Source organism: Acinetobacter gandensis (genome assembly GCF_001678755.1).
In the GTDB taxonomy this organism is placed as follows: Bacteria; Pseudomonadota; Gammaproteobacteria; order Pseudomonadales; family Moraxellaceae; genus Acinetobacter; species Acinetobacter gandensis.
This window is the reverse complement of record NZ_LZDS01000015.1, coordinates 1-18090: the sequence shown is the minus strand read 5'-3', so window position 1 is coordinate 18090 and position 18090 is coordinate 1. Positions and strand designations below refer to the sequence as shown.

17 protein-coding genes are annotated in these 18090 nt (G+C 37.2%); 15 read left to right on the top strand and 2 right to left on the bottom strand.

Going from position 1 to position 18090, the window contains the following annotated elements; genetic code table 11:
* The first annotated feature begins 7 nt into the window (after positions 1–7).
* The 13 genes from A9J31_RS06720 (at position 8) to A9J31_RS06660 (ending at position 14024) form a co-directional block, all read left to right on the top strand.
* Complete coding sequence (locus tag A9J31_RS06720; protein ID WP_015060257.1) at positions 8–2470, top strand: VirB4 family type IV secretion/conjugal transfer ATPase; 2463 nt, start codon at positions 8–10, stop codon at positions 2468–2470.
* 2 nt (positions 2471–2472) lie between these two features.
* Positions 2473–2772, top strand: coding sequence for a hypothetical protein (locus A9J31_RS06715; RefSeq protein ID WP_015060256.1), 300 nt, complete (start codon positions 2473–2475; stop codon positions 2770–2772).
* Positions 2773–2795: 23 nt separating this feature from the next.
* A complete protein-coding gene (locus A9J31_RS06710) occupies positions 2796–3821 on the top strand; it encodes a TrbL/VirB6 family protein (RefSeq protein WP_015060255.1) in 1026 nt (341 codons plus the stop codon).
* Positions 3822–3832: 11 nt separating this feature from the next.
* The gene (gene virB5, locus A9J31_RS06705; RefSeq protein WP_015060254.1) at positions 3833–4534 is read left to right on the top strand and encodes a P-type DNA transfer protein VirB5; all 702 of its coding nucleotides are present in this window, start codon (positions 3833–3835) and stop codon (positions 4532–4534) included.
* Positions 4535–4696: 162 nt separating this feature from the next.
* Positions 4697–5512 (top strand): VirB8 family type IV secretion system protein, encoded by an 816-nt coding sequence (locus A9J31_RS06700; RefSeq protein ID WP_004644763.1) that lies wholly within the window; start codon positions 4697–4699, stop codon positions 5510–5512.
* 11 nt (positions 5513–5523) lie between these two features.
* Entirely contained in the window at positions 5524–6414 is an 891-nt protein-coding gene (locus A9J31_RS06695; RefSeq protein ID WP_015060252.1) for a TrbG/VirB9 family P-type conjugative transfer protein, read from the top strand.
* A complete protein-coding gene (gene virB10 / locus A9J31_RS06690; protein WP_015060251.1) occupies positions 6414–7838 on the top strand; it encodes a type IV secretion system protein VirB10 in 1425 nt (474 codons plus the stop codon). Before A9J31_RS06695 ends, virB10 begins: the two co-directional genes overlap by 1 nt.
* Positions 7819–8931, top strand: coding sequence for a P-type DNA transfer ATPase VirB11 (virB11, locus tag A9J31_RS06685; protein ID WP_067763340.1), 1113 nt, complete (start codon positions 7819–7821; stop codon positions 8929–8931). The genes virB10 and virB11 overlap by 20 nt, the downstream gene beginning before the upstream one ends.
* Positions 8928–11384: a type IV secretory system conjugative DNA transfer family protein gene (locus A9J31_RS06680; protein ID WP_067763338.1), complete on the top strand. Its 2457-nt coding sequence runs from the start codon at positions 8928–8930 to the stop codon at positions 11382–11384. Before virB11 ends, A9J31_RS06680 begins: the two co-directional genes overlap by 4 nt.
* A gap of 10 nt (positions 11385–11394) precedes the next feature.
* Entirely contained in the window at positions 11395–11676 is a 282-nt protein-coding gene (locus tag A9J31_RS06675) for a hypothetical protein (RefSeq protein WP_015060248.1), read from the top strand.
* Positions 11677–11686: 10 nt separating this feature from the next.
* A complete protein-coding gene (locus A9J31_RS06670; RefSeq protein ID WP_015060247.1) occupies positions 11687–12976 on the top strand; it encodes an LPD7 domain-containing protein in 1290 nt (429 codons plus the stop codon).
* 426 nt (positions 12977–13402) lie between these two features.
* A complete protein-coding gene (locus tag A9J31_RS06665; RefSeq protein ID WP_004644755.1) occupies positions 13403–13789 on the top strand; it encodes a hypothetical protein in 387 nt (128 codons plus the stop codon).
* 10 nt (positions 13790–13799) lie between these two features.
* Entirely contained in the window at positions 13800–14024 is a 225-nt protein-coding gene (locus tag A9J31_RS06660) for a transposase (RefSeq protein ID WP_067763336.1), read from the top strand.
* 360 nt (positions 14025–14384) lie between these two features.
* Here the strand turns inward: A9J31_RS06660 and A9J31_RS06650 are convergent, their stop codons facing one another.
* The gene (locus A9J31_RS06650) at positions 14385–15719 is read right to left on the bottom strand and encodes an ISNCY family transposase (RefSeq protein WP_015060273.1); all 1335 of its coding nucleotides are present in this window, start codon (positions 15717–15719) and stop codon (positions 14385–14387) included.
* Positions 15720–16017: 298 nt separating this feature from the next.
* Here A9J31_RS06650 and A9J31_RS06645 point away from each other — a divergent pair, with 298 nt between their 5' ends.
* Both A9J31_RS06645 and A9J31_RS06640 read left to right on the top strand, forming a co-directional pair.
* Positions 16018–17148, top strand: a complete 1131-nt coding sequence (locus tag A9J31_RS06645; protein ID WP_005407479.1) for a hypothetical protein — start codon at positions 16018–16020, stop codon at positions 17146–17148.
* Entirely contained in the window at positions 17145–17759 is a 615-nt protein-coding gene (locus A9J31_RS06640; protein ID WP_015060272.1) for a hypothetical protein, read from the top strand. Before A9J31_RS06645 ends, A9J31_RS06640 begins: the two co-directional genes overlap by 4 nt.
* 160 nt (positions 17760–17919) lie before the next feature.
* Here the strand turns inward: A9J31_RS06640 and A9J31_RS15345 are convergent.
* On the bottom strand, positions 17920–18090 hold a 171-nt coding region (locus A9J31_RS15345), incomplete at its 5' end, for an IS1 family transposase (RefSeq protein ID WP_162270481.1).

Genomic DNA, 18090 nt, shown 5'->3' with positions numbered 1-18090 from the left:
CAATATCATGCGTTCAAAACAGCAAGTTAAAGATAGCGCAAATGCTGAAGTCGCAATTTCAGACTATCTGCCGTTTGGTAATCATGTTTCCAACAATGTTATTAAGCTTAAAAATGGTGAATATATTGCTACATGGAAATTAGAAGGCATTTCGTTTGAAACAGTTGAAGCCGATATTATTAGAATCCGTAAAGAAGGATTAAATAATTTTTATCGTGCTTTAGGTGGCGGTCACTTTGCTGTTTGGACGCATAAGATTCGTAGGGGAGTTAATGAACGTCTAAATGGCGTTTATGAAAATGATTTTATTGCTGATTTTAATGAAAGATATTATCAGCAGTTTCAGGGTGAAAAGAATAAACAGATGGCTACTGAATTGTATTTAACAATTCTTTATCGTCCTGAAATTTCCAGATTAACAAAGATTTTTAAGAGTAAAGCTAGTCGTGATCCAGTAGCCCTGAAAAAGCAGATTAAGCGGGATCTCGATATTTTGGATGATGTAGCCAAACAGGTTGAAGCAAGTCTATATCACTACAATCCAGAACGTCTGGTGACCTATACCAAGAAAGGTTTTGTCTACTCCGAAATGTGTAATCTGCTTGGTTTCTTAACTAATGGAGTTTGGGAAGAAATCCCTTTAAGACAGGCTAATCTTGATCAATATATTCCAAGTAGTCGCTTGTTCTTTGGTGACAAAAATGGCTATTTACAGATCAAACATCCTGAAGCTCAAAAATATGTAGGCTTTCTGGATATTCAAGAATTTCCACGTTTATCAGAATCAGGAATGTGCAATTCCATCCTGTATGGAAACTATGAATACATTGAAACTCAAAGTTTCACGGTTTATGGCAAGCGTGATGCTGTAGATAAATTAAAAACAATTAAAGGCCAACTAAATTCTGTAGAGGACGTTTCAGATCAAGAGATTCGTGATATTGATCTGGCTATGAGTGAAGCTAATAGCGGGAATTTCCAGTTAGGCGAATATCACTATACGCTTGCGATTTTTGGCGATTCACCAAATCAAGTTGCTCTAAATGTTTCGAGTGCCAGAACTGCTCTATCAGATGAAGCAGGTTTCAAAATGGCTGTAATTGATACTGTTCCTGAATGTGCATGGTTCTCGCAATTAGCTGGTAACTTTAATATGCGTCCAAGAGAAGCATATCTCACAAGCCTAAATTTTTCTGCTTTAAGCCCTTTTCATAACTTCGCAAGAGGTAAGCGTGACGGCAATCCTTGGGGAGAAGCACTAGCTTTATTTAAAACTCCAAGTGGCCAACCATTTTACTTTAATCATCATGTTAGCCCTGATAAGCAAGATTCTACAGATGACAAGATGCCAGGTAATACGTGTGTCATTGGAACAACTGGTGTGGGTAAAACAACCCTAGTCATGGCCATGATGATGTTTGCTTGTAAGTATAAAAATCTGAAGGGTGTTTTCTTTGATAAAGATAGGGGCGCAGAAATTGGGATTAGACGGATTGGGGGGCAATACTATGCCTTAGAGCGTGGTGTACCAACTGGCTTTAATCCGTTGCAGCTACCACCGACTGAAACAAATATTCAGTTTGTAGAAAAGCTTGTAAAAATTCTGGTAGGTGGCGTTCGTAATGCTGCCGAAGATCTGGAAATCAGTCAGGCTGTTCGTACCATTATGCGTGATGATATGCCGTTAGAACTCCGCAGACTTTCAGTTTTATATATGAATCTGAAAGTAAATGGCGGAGGTGATTCGCTTCAGGATCGTTTAGCTAAATGGTGTAACACTGCTGATCATGACGGAAATTTATCATGGGTCTTTGATAATCCATACGATACTCAAGACTTTTCTAAAGCCAAAATGCCAATCTTTGGTTATGACTACACGGAATTTTTAGATGATCCTGAAGTCCGTACACCAATCATGGCTTATCTATTACACATCACAGATTCATTGATTGATGGTAGTCCATTTATTTATTGGATGGACGAGTTTTGGAAGCCATTAACAGATGAATATTTCAAAGATTTTGCCAAAGATAAGCAGAAAACTATTCGTAAATTGAATGGTCTAGGTGTCTTTATGACGCAATCCCCAAGTGACGTTTTAGATTCTGACATTGGTAAAACAATGGTTGAACAAAGCGTTACTCAAATCTTTTTACCTAATCCTCGCGCTGATTACGATGACTATGTAAACGGCTTTAAGGTCACTCCGCAAGAATTTGAAATTATTAAAGAGCTAGAAGAAAACTCACGCATGTTTTTAGTTAAGCAGGGTAGCCGTTCCGCACTCTGCAAAATGGATCTAGGTGAAATGCGTGACGTTTTACAGATTATTTCAGGCTCTAAGGACAATGTAGAACTTCTCGAAAATCTCATGAATGAAGTTGGTGAAGATCCTAACGATTGGGGCGAACTTTTCTTACAACGGATCGCAGAACGTAAAAAATTAATTTCAGAAAAAGGAGTTGCTTAGTCATGACTAAGTTTTTAGCACTATCTAGTTTGTTGGTTATTTCTACTTTAACAACTGCATGTTCTGATGATAAGGAACAGGTTAAGCAGTTAAAAGAAGAAGTGAAGGCTGCACAACAATTAAAACCTCAAGACTTAACTGCTGAACAGCAAGAAGAACTGAAGCAGCGCAAGGCTAGAGCATCCCAAAAGGGCAATATTCTTGATGAATATGATCCTTCTGCACCGCAAAAAGCAGTAAAACCAGAAACTAAAAAAGGATCGGGAAATATCCTCGATGGATATAACCCAGATTCAAAATAATTAAGGATTCATAGGGGATTGCAATGGCAATTATTACTACATTAGAAACAAAAATTGATTCTCTATTAGCAAGTTACGTGACAGGTGTTAGTAGTAATATCGCTTCTGCAATTGTTCCTATAGCTTTGACTGCTGCAACAATTTATATCCTGATCATTGGCTACAATATTGCGACTGGCGCACAAGAAGATTCTATTTATACCGCTTTATGGAAGTTTTTTAAGATCGCTTTTGTTGGTGGAATTGCTTTAAGTGCGGGAGTCTATCAATCCTTTGTTGTTGAAGCTATTAACGGACTAGCCATAGGTTTAATTCAGATTGTTAGTCCAGGTGGTGAATCTTCGTTAGGTGCTTTACTGGATCAAGTGAGCGTTCCGTGGGGTGATTTAATCCAAAAATTAGGTGAAGAAGCTGAATCAGCTTCTGGCGTTTTCCCTGATATTGGCTTGTATTTATCTGCTGCTGTTGTTTCTGTCGCTCAATTCCTATTGTTCTTCATTGGTACTGGCCTATATTTACTGGCAAAAATCAGTCTGCAACTTTGTTTAGGCGTTGGTCCCATATTCATTCTGTGTGCAATGTTCCCTGCTACACAAAAATATTTTGAAAGTTGGCTTTCTCAAACATTGAGCTATGTTTTCACCATAGGCTTTATCACAGCAATTATCAGTATGCTCTTTGCTTTCGTTTCAGGCATGTGTACGCAAATCGCTAATAACTTTGATGCGGGTGACATTCTTACTTCTGTAGTTTCCCTCTGTATTGTTGCGGGAACTATTGTAGTGATCATGTGGAACATTCCAACGATGGCTTCAGCCATAACAGGTGGGGCGGGTGTTCAAGGTGTCGGTCGTGCTGTAGCTCAAGCAATTACTAAAGGTGGTGGCGGTAATAATTCAAAATCTGATAGTGCTTCAGCTACTCCTACTACTGGGGGAAGTGTTCAAGGGAATTCTAGCAGCTCTAATAATTCCAATAGCTCGAATACAGGAGGATCTAAGCCGTTATATCAACGACATACTCTCTCTAACCTCAAAAGAAACAAGTAGGAATTTTTCTAATGAAAAAACAATTGTTAGCTTTGGGTTTAGGTTCATCTTTGTTTATTAGTGGTCAAGCCAATGCTACAGGTATTCCTGTCATTGACGGTGCTAACCTTGTTCAAGCTGTTCAAAATATGGTGGCTTGGGGTGAGCAATACAATCAGATGGTGAACCAGATCCAACAGGCAAAACAGCAATACGATTCCATTACTGGTATTCGTGGTTTCGGTGATGCTGTCAATAATCCATATCTTAAAGACGTGATTCCAAGTGACGTTGCTGACATTTATAAAGGCATCCAACAAGGCGGTGTCAATGGTATGACTTCAGCAGCTAGAAACATTCGTGATGCCACAATGGTTTATGACTGTGCTTCTAGAACTGGCCAGAACTATAAAGCCTGTCAAGCTGCATTAAATAACAATGCACAAACACAGGCTTTAAATCAGCAAGCGTTAGGCGTTACGGATCTGCGTACTGAGCAGATTGATAATCTGCGTAAACAGATTAATAACACTACTGATGCTAAAGCTATCGCTGAGTTACAGGCTAGGATTCAAGCGGAACAGTCACAAGTTGCTAATGATGCAAACCGAATTGCTTTGATGCAGGCGCAAGCGCAAGCTCAAAAAGATGCAGCACAACAGCTTGAAATTGAAGGCCGATTAAAACGTGCTGCCCAAAAAGGCAACATTCTTGACGGCTACTCTGGTAACTAAACTTTTAAAAAAAAGCCCATTTCTTTTGAAATGGGTATTTTTTTTGCAATTTTTCAGAAAACATTGAATTTACAAAACCAAAATATATTATTTTGGTTTACGATTTTTATATTTTTTGGCATACTTAGAGAAATAACTCTAATAGGGTCTATCGGGTCTATCATGAACAAACTTAAAAAAGTATCTGCTGCTGAAGAAGCTAAAAGCTATGAAAAAGCTATGGATTGGGAAGCAGATCTTATTGCGATGCGGGCTAAGTCAGAACGTAAAGCTTGGACTATTGCAAAAGTAGCGGTGGGCGTGGCCGTCTTAGAAGCCATTGGATTAGTGACATTAGCTCCAATGCGCCAGACTGTACCTGTTGTTTTCACAGTAGATAAAGCTCAAGGAAATGTTGAATACGTAGGCGTTGTTGATGATCAGCAAGTAAAAGGCAAACAAGAATTAATTGATAAAAATAACATTACTCGCTATGTAACCGCCCGTGAGAGTTATTTCTATCCGTTATTACAGCCAGATTATGATTTAGTCATGACTATGAGCAGTAATCAGGTCGGTAATGACTTTGCTTCACTCTATGAAGGTGATAGCGCAAGAGATAAAAAGTACGGCAAAAAATATGAATTAAAAGTTGATGTGATTTCTGTCCAGACTAATCAGGATGAAACAGGTTTTACCGCTAGTGTCCGCTTCACTAAGACTTTGCATTCAGTCGAAGCTAATCGTGATGAACAGCCACAATATTATATTGCAAGTATTCGATATGAATATGCTCCGAACAATCTAAATAAACTGGTAGAAAAAGATCTAATTAAAAATCCATTCGGCTTTAAGGTCGTGGGCTATCGTGTCGATCCTGAACTATCTCCTAACAGACCTGTAGCGCAAGCTGCGGTTGTTGAACCTAGTCAGCAAGTCTATGTTCCGATTCAACAAGGCGGGGCTGCTGTTCAGCCACAAGCTCAACAAGGAATGTAAAGGATCATTACATGAAAAAATTAATTCTTGCTTTGGGTTTGGCTGTGCATGGGATCTCTTATGCAGCAATTACGCCTAAAGCTATGCCTACCGATTCACGTATTAGAACAATCAACTATGTTCCTAATGATGTTTATCGAATTACTGTCAAAAAAGGCACTGTAACCCGCATTGTATTAGGTGAAGGTGAAAGAATTTTAGAGCGTGGTGCTGCTACTGGATACCCTTCAGACTGTGAAAAGGATGACACCAATTGGTGTATTTTTGCGGATACTGGATCAAATTTAGTATGGGTGAAGCCAAAGGATAAGGCTACTCGGAATAACTTAGAGTTACGCACTAATAAGCGTGATTATAGTTTTGATTTTCAAGTTCTAAATAATGCCAAAGAAAAACCGATGTATCGTGTTGTCTTTAAATACCCACAAGAAGAAGAAAAACGTAAACAGGAAGAAGCTCAACGCTATAACGCTTATGCAGCACAATTAAAAGAAGAAAGCCAACTTACTGAATTTTTGGTTTTACAGCATCGTTTAGCCAATGCTGCACCTATCCCTAAAAATTGGAATTATCGTCAAGCCGCAAACAGTAAAGGGAAGCATTTTGTTCCAGAAATGCTATTTGATGACGGTCGTTTTACCTATATGCGATTTAAAGGAAATACCGATATTCCAGTCGTATTTATTGAAGGTACGGAAGGGGAAGAAAAAGTTAATTTCCATATCAGTAAAGAAGATCCAAAACTTTTGATTGTTGAAGCTCTAGCTAAAAAATTTGTTTTACGTCAAGGAAAAGGCGTAGTGAGCATTTTCAATGAATCTTATGATCCTGTCGGTGTTGCTCCACAAGATGGCACTACTGTAGAGGGTGTTAAACGTGTCATTACTGGGGATATGAACTAATGAATATTAATGATCAAAAACCATTAGATGATCAACAAGCTCCTGATGAAGAATTTAACGAATCAGAAAATGGCATTGTGTCTGTCAATGAACGTGGGGATCAGGAAGATGGAAAAGGTAAAAAAATAGCGTTTATTGCAGTTATGGCGGTACTTTTTACTGTTATAGCGGTCTTTGCCTATAACTTCTTTTCAGATAGTAGTGATGCTGAAGAAGCAGCCCAATTAAAAGAAAATCAGATAGATCCAAGCCTAGATGCTTCAGCTAAAAGACGGGATTTTACTAATACTGATCCTGTGCCAATGGATGCAGATCAAAATGCTCAATTTCAAAGCCTAGATGCCTGTCAGGATCAAAGTATTCCTAGACAGTTAACAGACAATAACGGCAATGCTTTAACTTATAACGGCATGTTGGTTTTTCAATGCCAAAATGGTCAGCAGATTTTAAGACAGCCTGAAGCTGCGCCAGTAGTTGAACAACAAGCAGCAAATCAACAGCCTGTAGTAATTCAGCCACAGCCACAACAACAAGCTCAATATGTACCTTTAAACAATGGAAGCCGTTACGGTGGCGGGATTTTTGTCAATCCTTCACAACAAGGCGGGGCGGTTGGCCAGCCGTCAAGCATGAATCATCAAGCAGCTTATAACCAAGTAACAGGCATGATGAAACAGTTTGAACAGGATCAGAATAGTAATAGCCGTTCTGGTAATTTCTCTGGATCTGGTTTGATGTCTTTAGCGCATGATGATGATGAACCTATGCAGCAGCATCAGCCACAACAAGCTACAACTAACATGGCTAGTCATTCTTCTAATAAAGTCCAGGCTAGGTTTATTGGGGATCGAAATTACTTAATTGCTAAAGGTCGTGTAATCCGTTGCAACCTGTCAGTTAAAGTCGTTTCAGAAATTGGCGGTATGGCTTCATGTGTCCTTCCACAACCTGTTTATTCTGATAATGGTCGTGTAGTCCTTGCTGAAGCGGGATCTGAAGTCATTGGAGAATACAAAAGTATTGCAGCACAAGGTCAAAGACGTTTAGGTATCATCTGGTCACGCTTAAAAACTCCGCATGGTGTTATTGTCGATATTGATTCTCCCGCAGCAGACCATTTAGGAACAGGTGGTTTAAGTGGTCGAGTAGATAACCGTTGGGGCGCACGTATCGGTGCAGCGTTTATGCTTTCTTTAGTTCAAGACGCTATTGCTTACGGTATTTCTAAAGAAACAGGCGGGAACAATAGCACTCCTTATATGCTTCAAAACACTTCAGACATGGGTAAATCAATGGCTGAAACAGTGTTGAATGAAACAATCAATATCAAGCCAACAATTTATAAAAATCAGGGTGATGTAGCTTCAATTTACGTGGCCAAAGATATTGATTTCAGAGGTGTGTATGAACTCCGCGCAAAATAATGTTTTAAGCAAGGATGTAATGGTTAGACAGCTATTACTTCCATTAGAAAAATTCTTAAAAACTAAAGGGGTGACTGAAATTGCAATTAACGCACCTAATGAAGTTTGGACGGAATCTAATAAAGGATGGGAAAAGCATTCTATAAATCTGGAAATGGGGCAAATAACAGCTTTAGCTAATGTTATTGCTACCTATACCAATCAACGAATTGGCCAAGAAAACCCTATATTGTCTGCTCAATTGCCTGATGGAGAGCGTATTCAGATTGTTCTACCGCCAGCCATTGAAAATGGAACGGTATCAATGACGATCCGTATTCCTGACGAGTCAAACCGATCATTTCAGGAATATAAAGATCAAGGCTTTTTTGACCACTTCAGATATGGGAAATCTAAAGAGTTTGAGCAGTTTAAACCTGTATTACGTACTGAAGATATTAAGCTAGTCCAGTTTTTAGAAAACAAAGATCTTGAGGGATTTTTTAAATTCGCTGTTCAATGTAAGAAAAATATTGCAGTTGTTGGTGATACTGGTTCTGGTAAAACCACTTTTATGAAGGCAATTTGTCAGTACATTCCTAAAGATGAACGTCTTGTCACTATTGAAGATGTACGTGAACTTTTCGTTCCACATGAAAACAAGGTTCACCTACTTTATTCTAAAGGTGGTCAAGGTAAAGCTAAGGTAACTCCATCTGATCTGATCGCTAGTAATATGCGTATGAAGCCAGACCGTGTATTACTTGCTGAATTACGTGGTGGAGAAGCTTTTGACTTTCTGAAATTGCTTACAACTGGTCACAGTGGATCTATTACAAGTTATCACGCTGAAAGCTGTTCACTGGCTTATGATCGCTACGTCTTTATGTGCAAAGAACATGAACAAGCAAATATCTACGATGCCACTACACTAAAGGAATTAGTTGCTTTAACCATTGATATTATTGTTCATGTTGAAGTGAAGAAAAAATACGATGATGAAAGTAATCTAATAGGTAAAGAACGCTTTATTTCTGAAATCAAATTTGATCCTGTTTCTAAAGTTAAGGCTCAATTTGGTGATGCTGAAATTATTGTAGGGGATAGGGAGTGAATAAAAAAATCCTGATCCTACTCCTTGCAATTTTTTTAGCGGTCATTGGTTTCTTTATTACTAAATATCTGGCCGGTGTTCTTTATTACTTAGCTAATAAGACCAATCCATTTCCTGAAGTGAATCTGACAACGTGGGGGTATTATTGGGATTTATATGCACACAATGTACCTGCACAAAAGAAAAAGCTGCAAGGTGCCTTGATCGCTGCACTATTTATCACTTTTGTTCTCCCTGCTTTAGTCATTGCTAGTCTGTTTAATAAAAAACAGTCGTTACACGGTGATGCCAGATTTGCCACAACAAAAGAAATTCAGAAATCTGGATTGATGGGAAATAAGGGAATTTTAGTAGGGAAATATCATAATAAATATTTAATGCTTGGCGGTCAGCAATTTGTACTTCTGGCTGCTCCGACACGAAGCGGTAAAGGTGTAGCGATTGTTATTCCTAACCTTCTAAACTATTCGGATAGTGTAGTTGTACTGGATTTAAAGCTTGAAAACTTCCTATTAACTTCTAAATTTCGTGCTAAGAATGGCCAGAAAGTTTATCTATTCAGCCCATTTTCTGAAGATCTAAAATCTCACAAATGGAATCCATTTGATACCGTTAGTCATGACGAAAATTTTAGAGTAGGTGAAATTCTTGCTATTGGTCGAAGTTTCTACCCTGTGACTGGTGATGCTAAAACCGATTTCTGGAATGACAATGCTAATAACTTATTTCTTGGCCTAGCCCTATATCTATTTGAAACTGAAGATCTGCCTGTAACTATGGGCGAGGTTTTAAGACAGAGTTCAGGTAAAGGTAAGCCAATTCAGGATCATATTAGATCTATTATTGATGAAAGAGCGCAAAGTGATAAACCGCTTAGTGATACTTGCCTAGATGCTTTAAACCGTTTTTTAAGTTCACCAGACAATACGCTTGGTAACATCATTTCTACTTTTACCTCACCTTTAACGATTTTTGCGAACCCGATTGTGGACGCTGCAACTTCATCAAGTGACTTTAAACTTGAAGATGTACGCAGACAAAGAATGTCTATTTATTTTGGTGTTCAACCTAACCGCTTAGGAGATGCTAAAAACTTAATCAATCTGTTTTATTCACTCTTAATTGATGTGAATCTAAAAACACTGCCACAACAAGATTCATCTTTGAAATACCAGTGCCTAGTTGTGAATGATGAAGCAACGGCTGTCGGTAAAGTAGCGAAAATTGCAGACGCTAACTCATTTATTGCGGGCTATAACATTCGTTTATTAACAATTATTCAGTCTATTGGCCAGTTAGAGGACGTTTATAAAACTCAAACTAGGGGGCTTGTAACTAACCATGCTTTGCAAATCGTTTACCCGCCTAGAGAGCAACGAGATGCTAATGAATATAGTGAAATGCTTGGCTATTTCACTTTCAAAGCCAAATCTAAGGGCCAAAGCCGTTCTATGGCATGGGGGCAAGGTGGCTCTAATTCAGAAAATGAATCAGATCAAAGACGAGCTTTAATGCTCCCTCAAGAGCTAAAAGAATTGTCGCAAGATAAAGAAATTATCTTTATGGAAAATACAAAACCTATCATGTGTGAAAAGGCTAAGTATTTTAATGACAGTGCTTTTGTGGATCGCCTAAAGTCCGTTTCTCCTAGCATGAAAGCAATTAAAGGTTTTCCAACTCACAAACAATTAGAAAAAATTGCCTTTGAGGATCTGGAACTTTCAATTCCTATTCCTGATTTAGACGTAAAGCTGCATAAGGCAAAAATTGAAAAACGTATAGCTGCAATTACTACAGTAGAACAGGCTGAACAGATAGATATTTCTAGCTTGGTTATCCCCGAATTTCAGTTAGATAAAACAGTTTTTGAAGATCCAGAAAATCCACAACCCGAAGAATGTCTACAAGTGGTCGATCAATTCTTTGCGGCTATTGAATGGGAAGAAGATACTGAAGCACAAAATATCGTCGATGATTTCTTTAGCCAGGTGGAAGCTAGTGCTGAAAATCCAGTAGAAAGCCTAGTTGCGGTAGGTGCATCAGAACAAGCGGAAAATCTAGTTGCAGCAGATGATTCCGATCCTCTGGCCATGATTGCAGAAATGAAAAATCTGATTGCAGTAGATGAACCAGAACAAGCGGAAAATCTAGTTGCAGCAGATGAATCAGATCCTCTGGCCATGATTGCAGAAATGGAAAATCTGATTGCAGTAGATGAACCAGAACAATTGGAAAACCTTATTTCAGTTGATGACACTGAATTTAGTTATGACGAAATGGATGCCGAACAAATAGTCGATACGTTTTTTAATTGTGCTGAATCTGAATTTTCAATTGATGAAGATCTACAGGACAACCCAGTTGCAGCCGATGAAGGTCAAAACGGATCTATAGAAAATTCAGATCTTGATGACGTTTATCAGGCGTTTTCAAACCAAGTTAATTCTAAATAAGGAAACTATCATGAAAAAAATCTCTCTTTCATTAATCAGCATTACCCTATCTTTTTCAGTTGTGGGCTGTACTTCAAATAAAGCTGTGACCAGTCATAATGGCTTTTCATCTAAAGCGGTTAATCAGCCTGACACTGTAAAAAACTATATGCAAAGCATAGCTGTATATCAGCAAAATAAAGATTTAAGCACTGAAACTGAAAGACAAATCGCACTTCTAACAGAAAAATATATTCAAACCAAAATGATTATTGACGAAGCAGCACGTCGCCAAAATATTTCTAATCAATAAGGACTTGATCATGACTGAATCAAACAAGGTCGATAAACCTAGTTTTAATAAAGAACAAACAGGCTATACCAAACTTGGCCAGACGTTAGAAACGAATCAAGCTGAAGTCAATTCGATTGAAAAAGCTGAAAATAAAGATATTTCAAAAAACACAAAAGGTATTAATCAAGATCCTGAAGAAACTAAGGTAACTGATACCAAAAAGCTAAAAGCTGATGACAGTAAAGAATCTAGTGAAGAAGGCATACCTAAAGCATTGCTCAATAAATATTATGTGGTAGATGACAAATATCACTTTAAAGGTAATCCTGAAAAAGTAGCTTTTGAAGATTCTGGAAAAGCCTTAAAAACCACAATTGATGATAAGCATATTGCTGCTTCAATGGTGGAGGTAGCAAAAGCTAAAAAATGGGAAACAATACAGGTTAAAGGCTCTGAAGAATTTAAACGGAATGTATGGCTTGAAGCTTCAATGAAGGGGATGACAGTAAAGGGCTATGAACCTCGTGATATTGATCTAGCCTTGCTCAATGATATGAAAAAAGAACAAGGTAAAGAGGTAGTTCACAATACTATTGAAAAGGGTAATGAACGCCAGAAAGAGATGTCTTTAAATGAGAAGGATAAAGTAGATCCAGCACAGGAACGGAAGGAAAAAATTAATAACCTGTCAGAACAGGAAAAAGCTTTACTGAGAGTTTTTGATAAAAAAATGAAAGCAGACGGTTTCACAGAAAAGCAGCGCACAGCCAGTATAGAAGTTGCGGTTGAACAACTTAATCAGAAAAAAATGCACGTTGGAAAATTAGTGGATCATGGCGCAGCACCTTATAAGCATGATCCTAAAAATAACAGCAGCTACTACGCCACTATTGAAAATAGTAAAGGTGAAAAAAATACAATCTGGGCGAAGGATCTGGAACGTACTTTGAAAGAACAAAATATTATTAAGAATGATGATATTGTCCTGACCTATAAAGGGTCTAACAAAGTCGAAGTGAATACTAAAGAAATTGATCCTAAAACTGGACTGCCAACAGGCGCAAGAGTTCAAACATTAGCAAATAAAGGGAAGTGGGAAGCCCAAAGCTTGAGTAAATTGAAAGAAACAACTGAAAAAGCTCTAACCAAAAATGATAAAACTAAGCTTCAGATTCAACACAATACCGATATTCAAAATCAGAAATTTCATAAGCCAAAATTAACGGCTTATGATGCCAATGCTCCAAAACAGCAGCCAGTACAGCAGCCACAAATTAAAACTCAAGAGAGAAATAAAAATAAAGATATATCCCGATAATCTAGGCCACGAAAACACCCATTAAGAATGTTTTTTTATATCTCGTTACTGGATCAAATGGGAGTAGTTCATTTTCTGCGGTCGCCATTTAAAAAGCACAGCTTTTTAAAGCTCGCTTGAAAATCAACGGTAATCAGGGAAGGGAAAATTTAACTGATTGCGTCAGTTCGCAAAGTAGACACTTTGCTCTGATATGTCTGCTATGGATCTGCATTAGATAGGTAGAATAGATGCCTGGATAATAGCTGCAGCTTGCAGCAATTGTCCAAGCATCGGGATTAGACGTTTTAGAGATTATGGACCAGACAATAACATTGGCAGTCCATGATCTACTAAAACTAATAGAAGGTTAAACTTTGGATATTGCTTGTTTTGTCCACCTGTGGACTATATAATCAAATTTAATCTGATTAAGGACGGTATATAATGACAAATGCAGATTTTAAACTGCTAGTTGAATCATTGGGGTTCTATAACGCTGAAGCAGTAAGGGATTATTTCAAAGCTATAGGCTTTAATGAATCTATTAACGTCCGACCAATCCAATATTGGTTGAATGGTAAGAGTGTAGCGCTCAATATGCCGATTCCAGACGATGTGGTTGAGCATTTTAAGCAGCTTGAACAAATGAAAATTGAATTATCTGGCCAAGAAAAATTTAAGAGAAATAGCTTTCTTTACAAAGATAAATATTTAATGTGGGAAAAATTCCCTGAATTAAATGGATTACCTTGCACATACCTTAACCAATTAATGGTTCTGGTGAATATGCTTCATGGTTATAGAGAAATGCAGTATTGCTCAAGCTACTAAGGATCATGGAATGAAAAATCAAGATCTTTCTATTGTCGAGTTAATTAGTAAACGCAATAAAATTGTCTATACGATATGCGGATTGTTGGTCTTACTAACAGCTTTATCTTTTGCCAGATACTTTCTTAATTTTAGTATTCTTTATCTTTTAGTTCTAATTATTCCATTTTTTGTTTTGATGTACTGGATGATACAAACCACCGAAGAAATAAAAGAGAAAAAGGATTCTTCATAAAGGAATCCTGTTTATTATTATATTTTATTGAAGTTAAATTTATTTATTGATTCGAGTTTAAGTGTTTGATCATTAACTTTAAATAGTTCATACGCGAGTATTTCTGGACAGTGTAATCTTAAAAATCCTATTATTTTATTAGGTGTTATTTTTTCATTACGAGTATAAAACGACTCAACCTGTGTCATTTTTCGAAAATGGTTTTTAGTCTGCGTATCCATATTTTAATGGACACTAAATCTCATAGAGAAGTGAACAGAGATTCCTATCTTACTTGGACACTTTAAATGGGTTCTAACAGGGGTTTGTTATTCACCAATTAAAATGTCTATGCGATAAACCATTTAAAATGTCCTGTTTTTAACTGCAAGAGTCAAGCACAGGATTTAAATTTCTTTGTTCAATAACCGCTTTCTGAGCTTTACGACTCGGCATACTTTTCTTGAGACGGGAACGTTTATTTTGTTTTTCCAACTCTTCATGCTGTTGCTGGATATGCGCCAGAACCGAGCCTAATCTTTTATTCTCAACCACTTCATTCTGCTGTAGTCCAGCCAGTTTATTGAAGACACTATAGTTGATCTTCCGTCCTTCATGCATGATCGCCACAGTGCCATCCGGGTACTCCAGAAATGAAATGTATTGCCCAACAAGCTTATGATTCAGCTCTGTCGGTTCAAGCAGATAAATACACTTGTCATAGGTGATGGTGAGGTTCTTCGTGACCTTACGCGGTTCCTGCCAGGTGAATATATCCTCCAGCTCAGCATCAGACTCTGTTAGCGGACGATGTAAGTTCTTTGAATTTCGCGCACACTTGGCGAACTTCTGGTTGAAATGCTCAATAAAGCAGGGTAACCAGGCATTGGCTTCGGCAATTGAACTGATGCCTTCCAGACGCATCTCCTTGATCAAACGGTCTTGAAGGGTTCTATTCGCGCGTTCTACGCGACCTTTAGCCTGTGGTGAGTTGGCAAAGATAATATCAATGTTTAACTCATTCAGAATCCGGCCAAATTGCGTGATCTTGCTGTCCTGGCTCGATTTCTGGTTCACTCGGAAGACCGAATGTTTATCGCTATAAAAGGCCAGAGGCTTACCGTATTGTTCAATGTAGGCTCGGGTTGAAAGCATATAGTCGAAGGTCGTTTCTGCCTCACAGAAGCGCAGATGCAACAGCTTTCCAGTGGCATCATCGATATACACCAATAAACAGCACTTAGCAGCGCGTCCTTCGAACCAGTCATGATATGAGCCATCAATCTGGATCAGCTCACCGAAGCAATCACGGTTATAACGTGGCTGATATGGACGTTTAAGGCGCTTGGATCGCGGAATCCAGAGGTCATTTGCAGTCATCCAGCGCCGAAGCGTTTCTACCGGGATATTCAGGTCAAATATGCTGCTGAGCTTCTCATGGGCCAAGGTAGGTCCAAATCCCAGCAGATGTTCGGAAATAATGGAAAGACATTTTGATTTTAATAAATCATCATGGCGACGATGGCCAGGTTGACCACGGCTGGCATGCGCCATACCTGAAACACCATCTTGATTGAGCTTCTGTAATAACCGGGTAATTTGACGGGTTGAAAGATTAAGGATTTCAGCAGCACGGACTTGTGTAATACGATGATCTCGAACGTCTTGCAGAACAGCAAGACGTTGAATTTCTTTGTCAGACATAGTGATCAGCATCTATATTTCATATCCAGTCCATGATGTTTAAACCATCATAAACTAGACATTTTTATTGGTGAGAATATAGACATTTTGAATGGTGAGTAACAGGGTTGATTCACATAAGAGTTTTTATGTTAAATAGCCATTTTAACTAACTAAATGATGGCTAGAAAATTGGTGGCTATTCAGTTTTTTTGTTTGCTAGCATCTTTGATGTTCACTTTAATTTTTATTTATGAATTTCGCTCTATTCCCTTGAGGTTGTTAATAATTTATATTTGAACAATCTTTTATTACTTATTATGACAAAAATATGCAAGATACAAATATTGACCTTGATTCAAAAGAAAAGCTTATAGGGATTCCTAGTAAATTAGTTAAGCAAGATATTTGTATCGAATTTCATAATATAAGTTTTAAATCTAAAACGAATGGGCGTAGAAATAGTGATTTGATAGGAGATCCTGTGACGTTAAGGACTCCTTATGAAATTTTTCAATTGATTTCAAAATATGAATACCACACTAAAGTATGGGCTAGAAACAAAAAACGTTTTGTTCACGCTTTAGAAAGTATGAGATTTATTGAAGATCCAATTGATAGTAATAATATAGTAATTGATCTTTTATTTAGCTGTACTGATACAGAAGCTTTACCAGTCATTAATAAGAATAGTAAAGATAGATCTCGGAAAACATTTAACTTTGAAGAAAATGAAGGTCATGAAAAGTTGTGTCATGCTGTATTCATTGGAAAAAAAGATGCTTATTTTGGTCGATTTCATTTAGAAACTGGGCAAAATACAACAGCATTACAAGCTAGTTTACTTCTGAAACGTATACTGAAGTTAATAAGCATGGAAGATAAGAATAACGTATTCTTCCGTGAAATTTATCCATCTACTCTCGATACGCCTTTTTATATTGAATATGAGGCGCAGATCGAATCTGTGCCTGAAGAAGATGTCGTAGAAAAAATATCTAGTGGTAACTTTGTAGAATTGGTTTTAGAGCATAAAAATTTGTTTTCTATAGCTCCTGAAGCTGATTTTGTTACAGCTACAAAACAGCAAATCATATTTAAACCTTCAATCATTACGAAAACATTGAAAGGTGCTCAGGATTGTATTGATAATCTTCGAAAGTTGTCTAATTTTTACGGATCTGCCAAAGCTAAAGAATCTGTTACCGTATTTAAGCTTGTACTGAAAGATGGTAAGAGAAATAAAACTATCGAAATCAGACCTGAATCCTCAACTTTGGAATCGTTTGGAACTAAAAAACATTGGTTAAATGGCTTTGAGAGAGTACAAATTCTTACCGAAGAAAATATGTATGATGATAATCTTTGTAAAAAGCTAAGAGCTTTGAATCCTAATAGCATTGAGGAGCTTGAGTTTGATTCAAATGATATGGGCGATGATGAACTAGATACACTAGAATGAAAAACTCATATTTCGGTATCTCATGGTTGCAGGATGGAACGACCAACATCAAATTTAGAATAGATTGGCTTATACCTTTATCTATTTCTTTAATGTATTTAATGATTAATCTTTGGTTTTTTGATTTTAATAAACAAGTTATTTTTTTTCAAAGTAAAGCTTTTGATAAAATTTTAAGTTTGTTTCAAATTTTACCTGGATTCTATATCGCTGCTTTAGCAGCAGTAGTTTCTATTCAACCTAAAGAAAATAAATTTGAAGATAATAAAGAAGATAAGTCTCGAGTAGGTAAGCTTGATAGTGTTGATGATAAACGCCTAAAAGGTTATTTGAATGGGATTGAGCGAACATTTCCTATTAGATTATTGCTAACTAGAGGGCTTGCATATCTAGCAATCACATCACTACTATTGATAATTGTTAGTACAGGTGTTAATTATTTAATAGAAATAAAAGTTTTAGATTATGCGGTTGGTGCCTTAAATGATGCTTCGACACCTAAATTTGTCATGATATTCATCGATGCATTTTTTATTTTTGTTATCACTCAAATTTTATCTATCACTATATTCATAACAAAATTTTTAGGTGATGAAATTAATAGGATTTAGCACAAAGCATCAAGTTTTATCAAAAACAAGCTTGATACTACATGCAAATTTTATTTTTAGTAAGAAATTGGAGTATTTTCTGATTATTGCACTTAGCTTCTAAGTATAAAGCTGCTTCAATAATAATTAAATTGGTGGTGTTCTAAAAAGTATGCTGACATCAGACATAGCCATAATTGACATAGAAGAATACCAAATCAAACACCTTAAAGTGGTTATCAAACTTCTTTGAGAAGCAGCAGGTCTTTCGAACGGCTCGTCGCAATCGGTGTCTAAGGCGACAGTTATTACCTTCTATGCCTACCGTATGCTGCTTGCCGATTTGTTTCTT

Bases quoted from the DNA above. Each gene is read 5' to 3' on its own strand.
- A9J31_RS06720 (WP_015060257.1), top strand. From the start codon at position 8: ATGCGTTCAAAACAGCAAGTTAAAGATAGCGCAAATGCTGAAGTCGCA.
- A9J31_RS06715 (WP_015060256.1), top strand. From the start codon at position 2,473: ATGACTAAGTTTTTAGCACTATCTAGTTTGTTGGTTATTTCTACTTTA.
- A9J31_RS06710 (WP_015060255.1), top strand. From the start codon at position 2,796: ATGGCAATTATTACTACATTAGAAACAAAAATTGATTCTCTATTAGCA.
- virB5 (WP_015060254.1), top strand. From the start codon at position 3,833: ATGAAAAAACAATTGTTAGCTTTGGGTTTAGGTTCATCTTTGTTTATT.
- A9J31_RS06700 (WP_004644763.1), top strand. From the start codon at position 4,697: ATGAACAAACTTAAAAAAGTATCTGCTGCTGAAGAAGCTAAAAGCTAT.
- A9J31_RS06695 (WP_015060252.1), top strand. From the start codon at position 5,524: ATGAAAAAATTAATTCTTGCTTTGGGTTTGGCTGTGCATGGGATCTCT.
- virB10 (WP_015060251.1), top strand. From the start codon at position 6,414: ATGAATATTAATGATCAAAAACCATTAGATGATCAACAAGCTCCTGAT.
- virB11 (WP_067763340.1), top strand. From the start codon at position 7,819: ATGAACTCCGCGCAAAATAATGTTTTAAGCAAGGATGTAATGGTTAGA.
- A9J31_RS06675 (WP_015060248.1), top strand. From the start codon at position 11,395: ATGAAAAAAATCTCTCTTTCATTAATCAGCATTACCCTATCTTTTTCA.
- A9J31_RS06670 (WP_015060247.1), top strand. From the start codon at position 11,687: ATGACTGAATCAAACAAGGTCGATAAACCTAGTTTTAATAAAGAACAA.
- A9J31_RS06665 (WP_004644755.1), top strand. From the start codon at position 13,403: ATGACAAATGCAGATTTTAAACTGCTAGTTGAATCATTGGGGTTCTAT.
- A9J31_RS06660 (WP_067763336.1), top strand. From the start codon at position 13,800: ATGAAAAATCAAGATCTTTCTATTGTCGAGTTAATTAGTAAACGCAAT.
- A9J31_RS06650 (WP_015060273.1), bottom strand. From the start codon at position 15,719: ATGCTGATCACTATGTCTGACAAAGAAATTCAACGTCTTGCTGTTCTG.
- A9J31_RS06645 (WP_005407479.1), top strand. From the start codon at position 16,018: ATGCAAGATACAAATATTGACCTTGATTCAAAAGAAAAGCTTATAGGG.
- A9J31_RS06640 (WP_015060272.1), top strand. From the start codon at position 17,145: ATGAAAAACTCATATTTCGGTATCTCATGGTTGCAGGATGGAACGACC.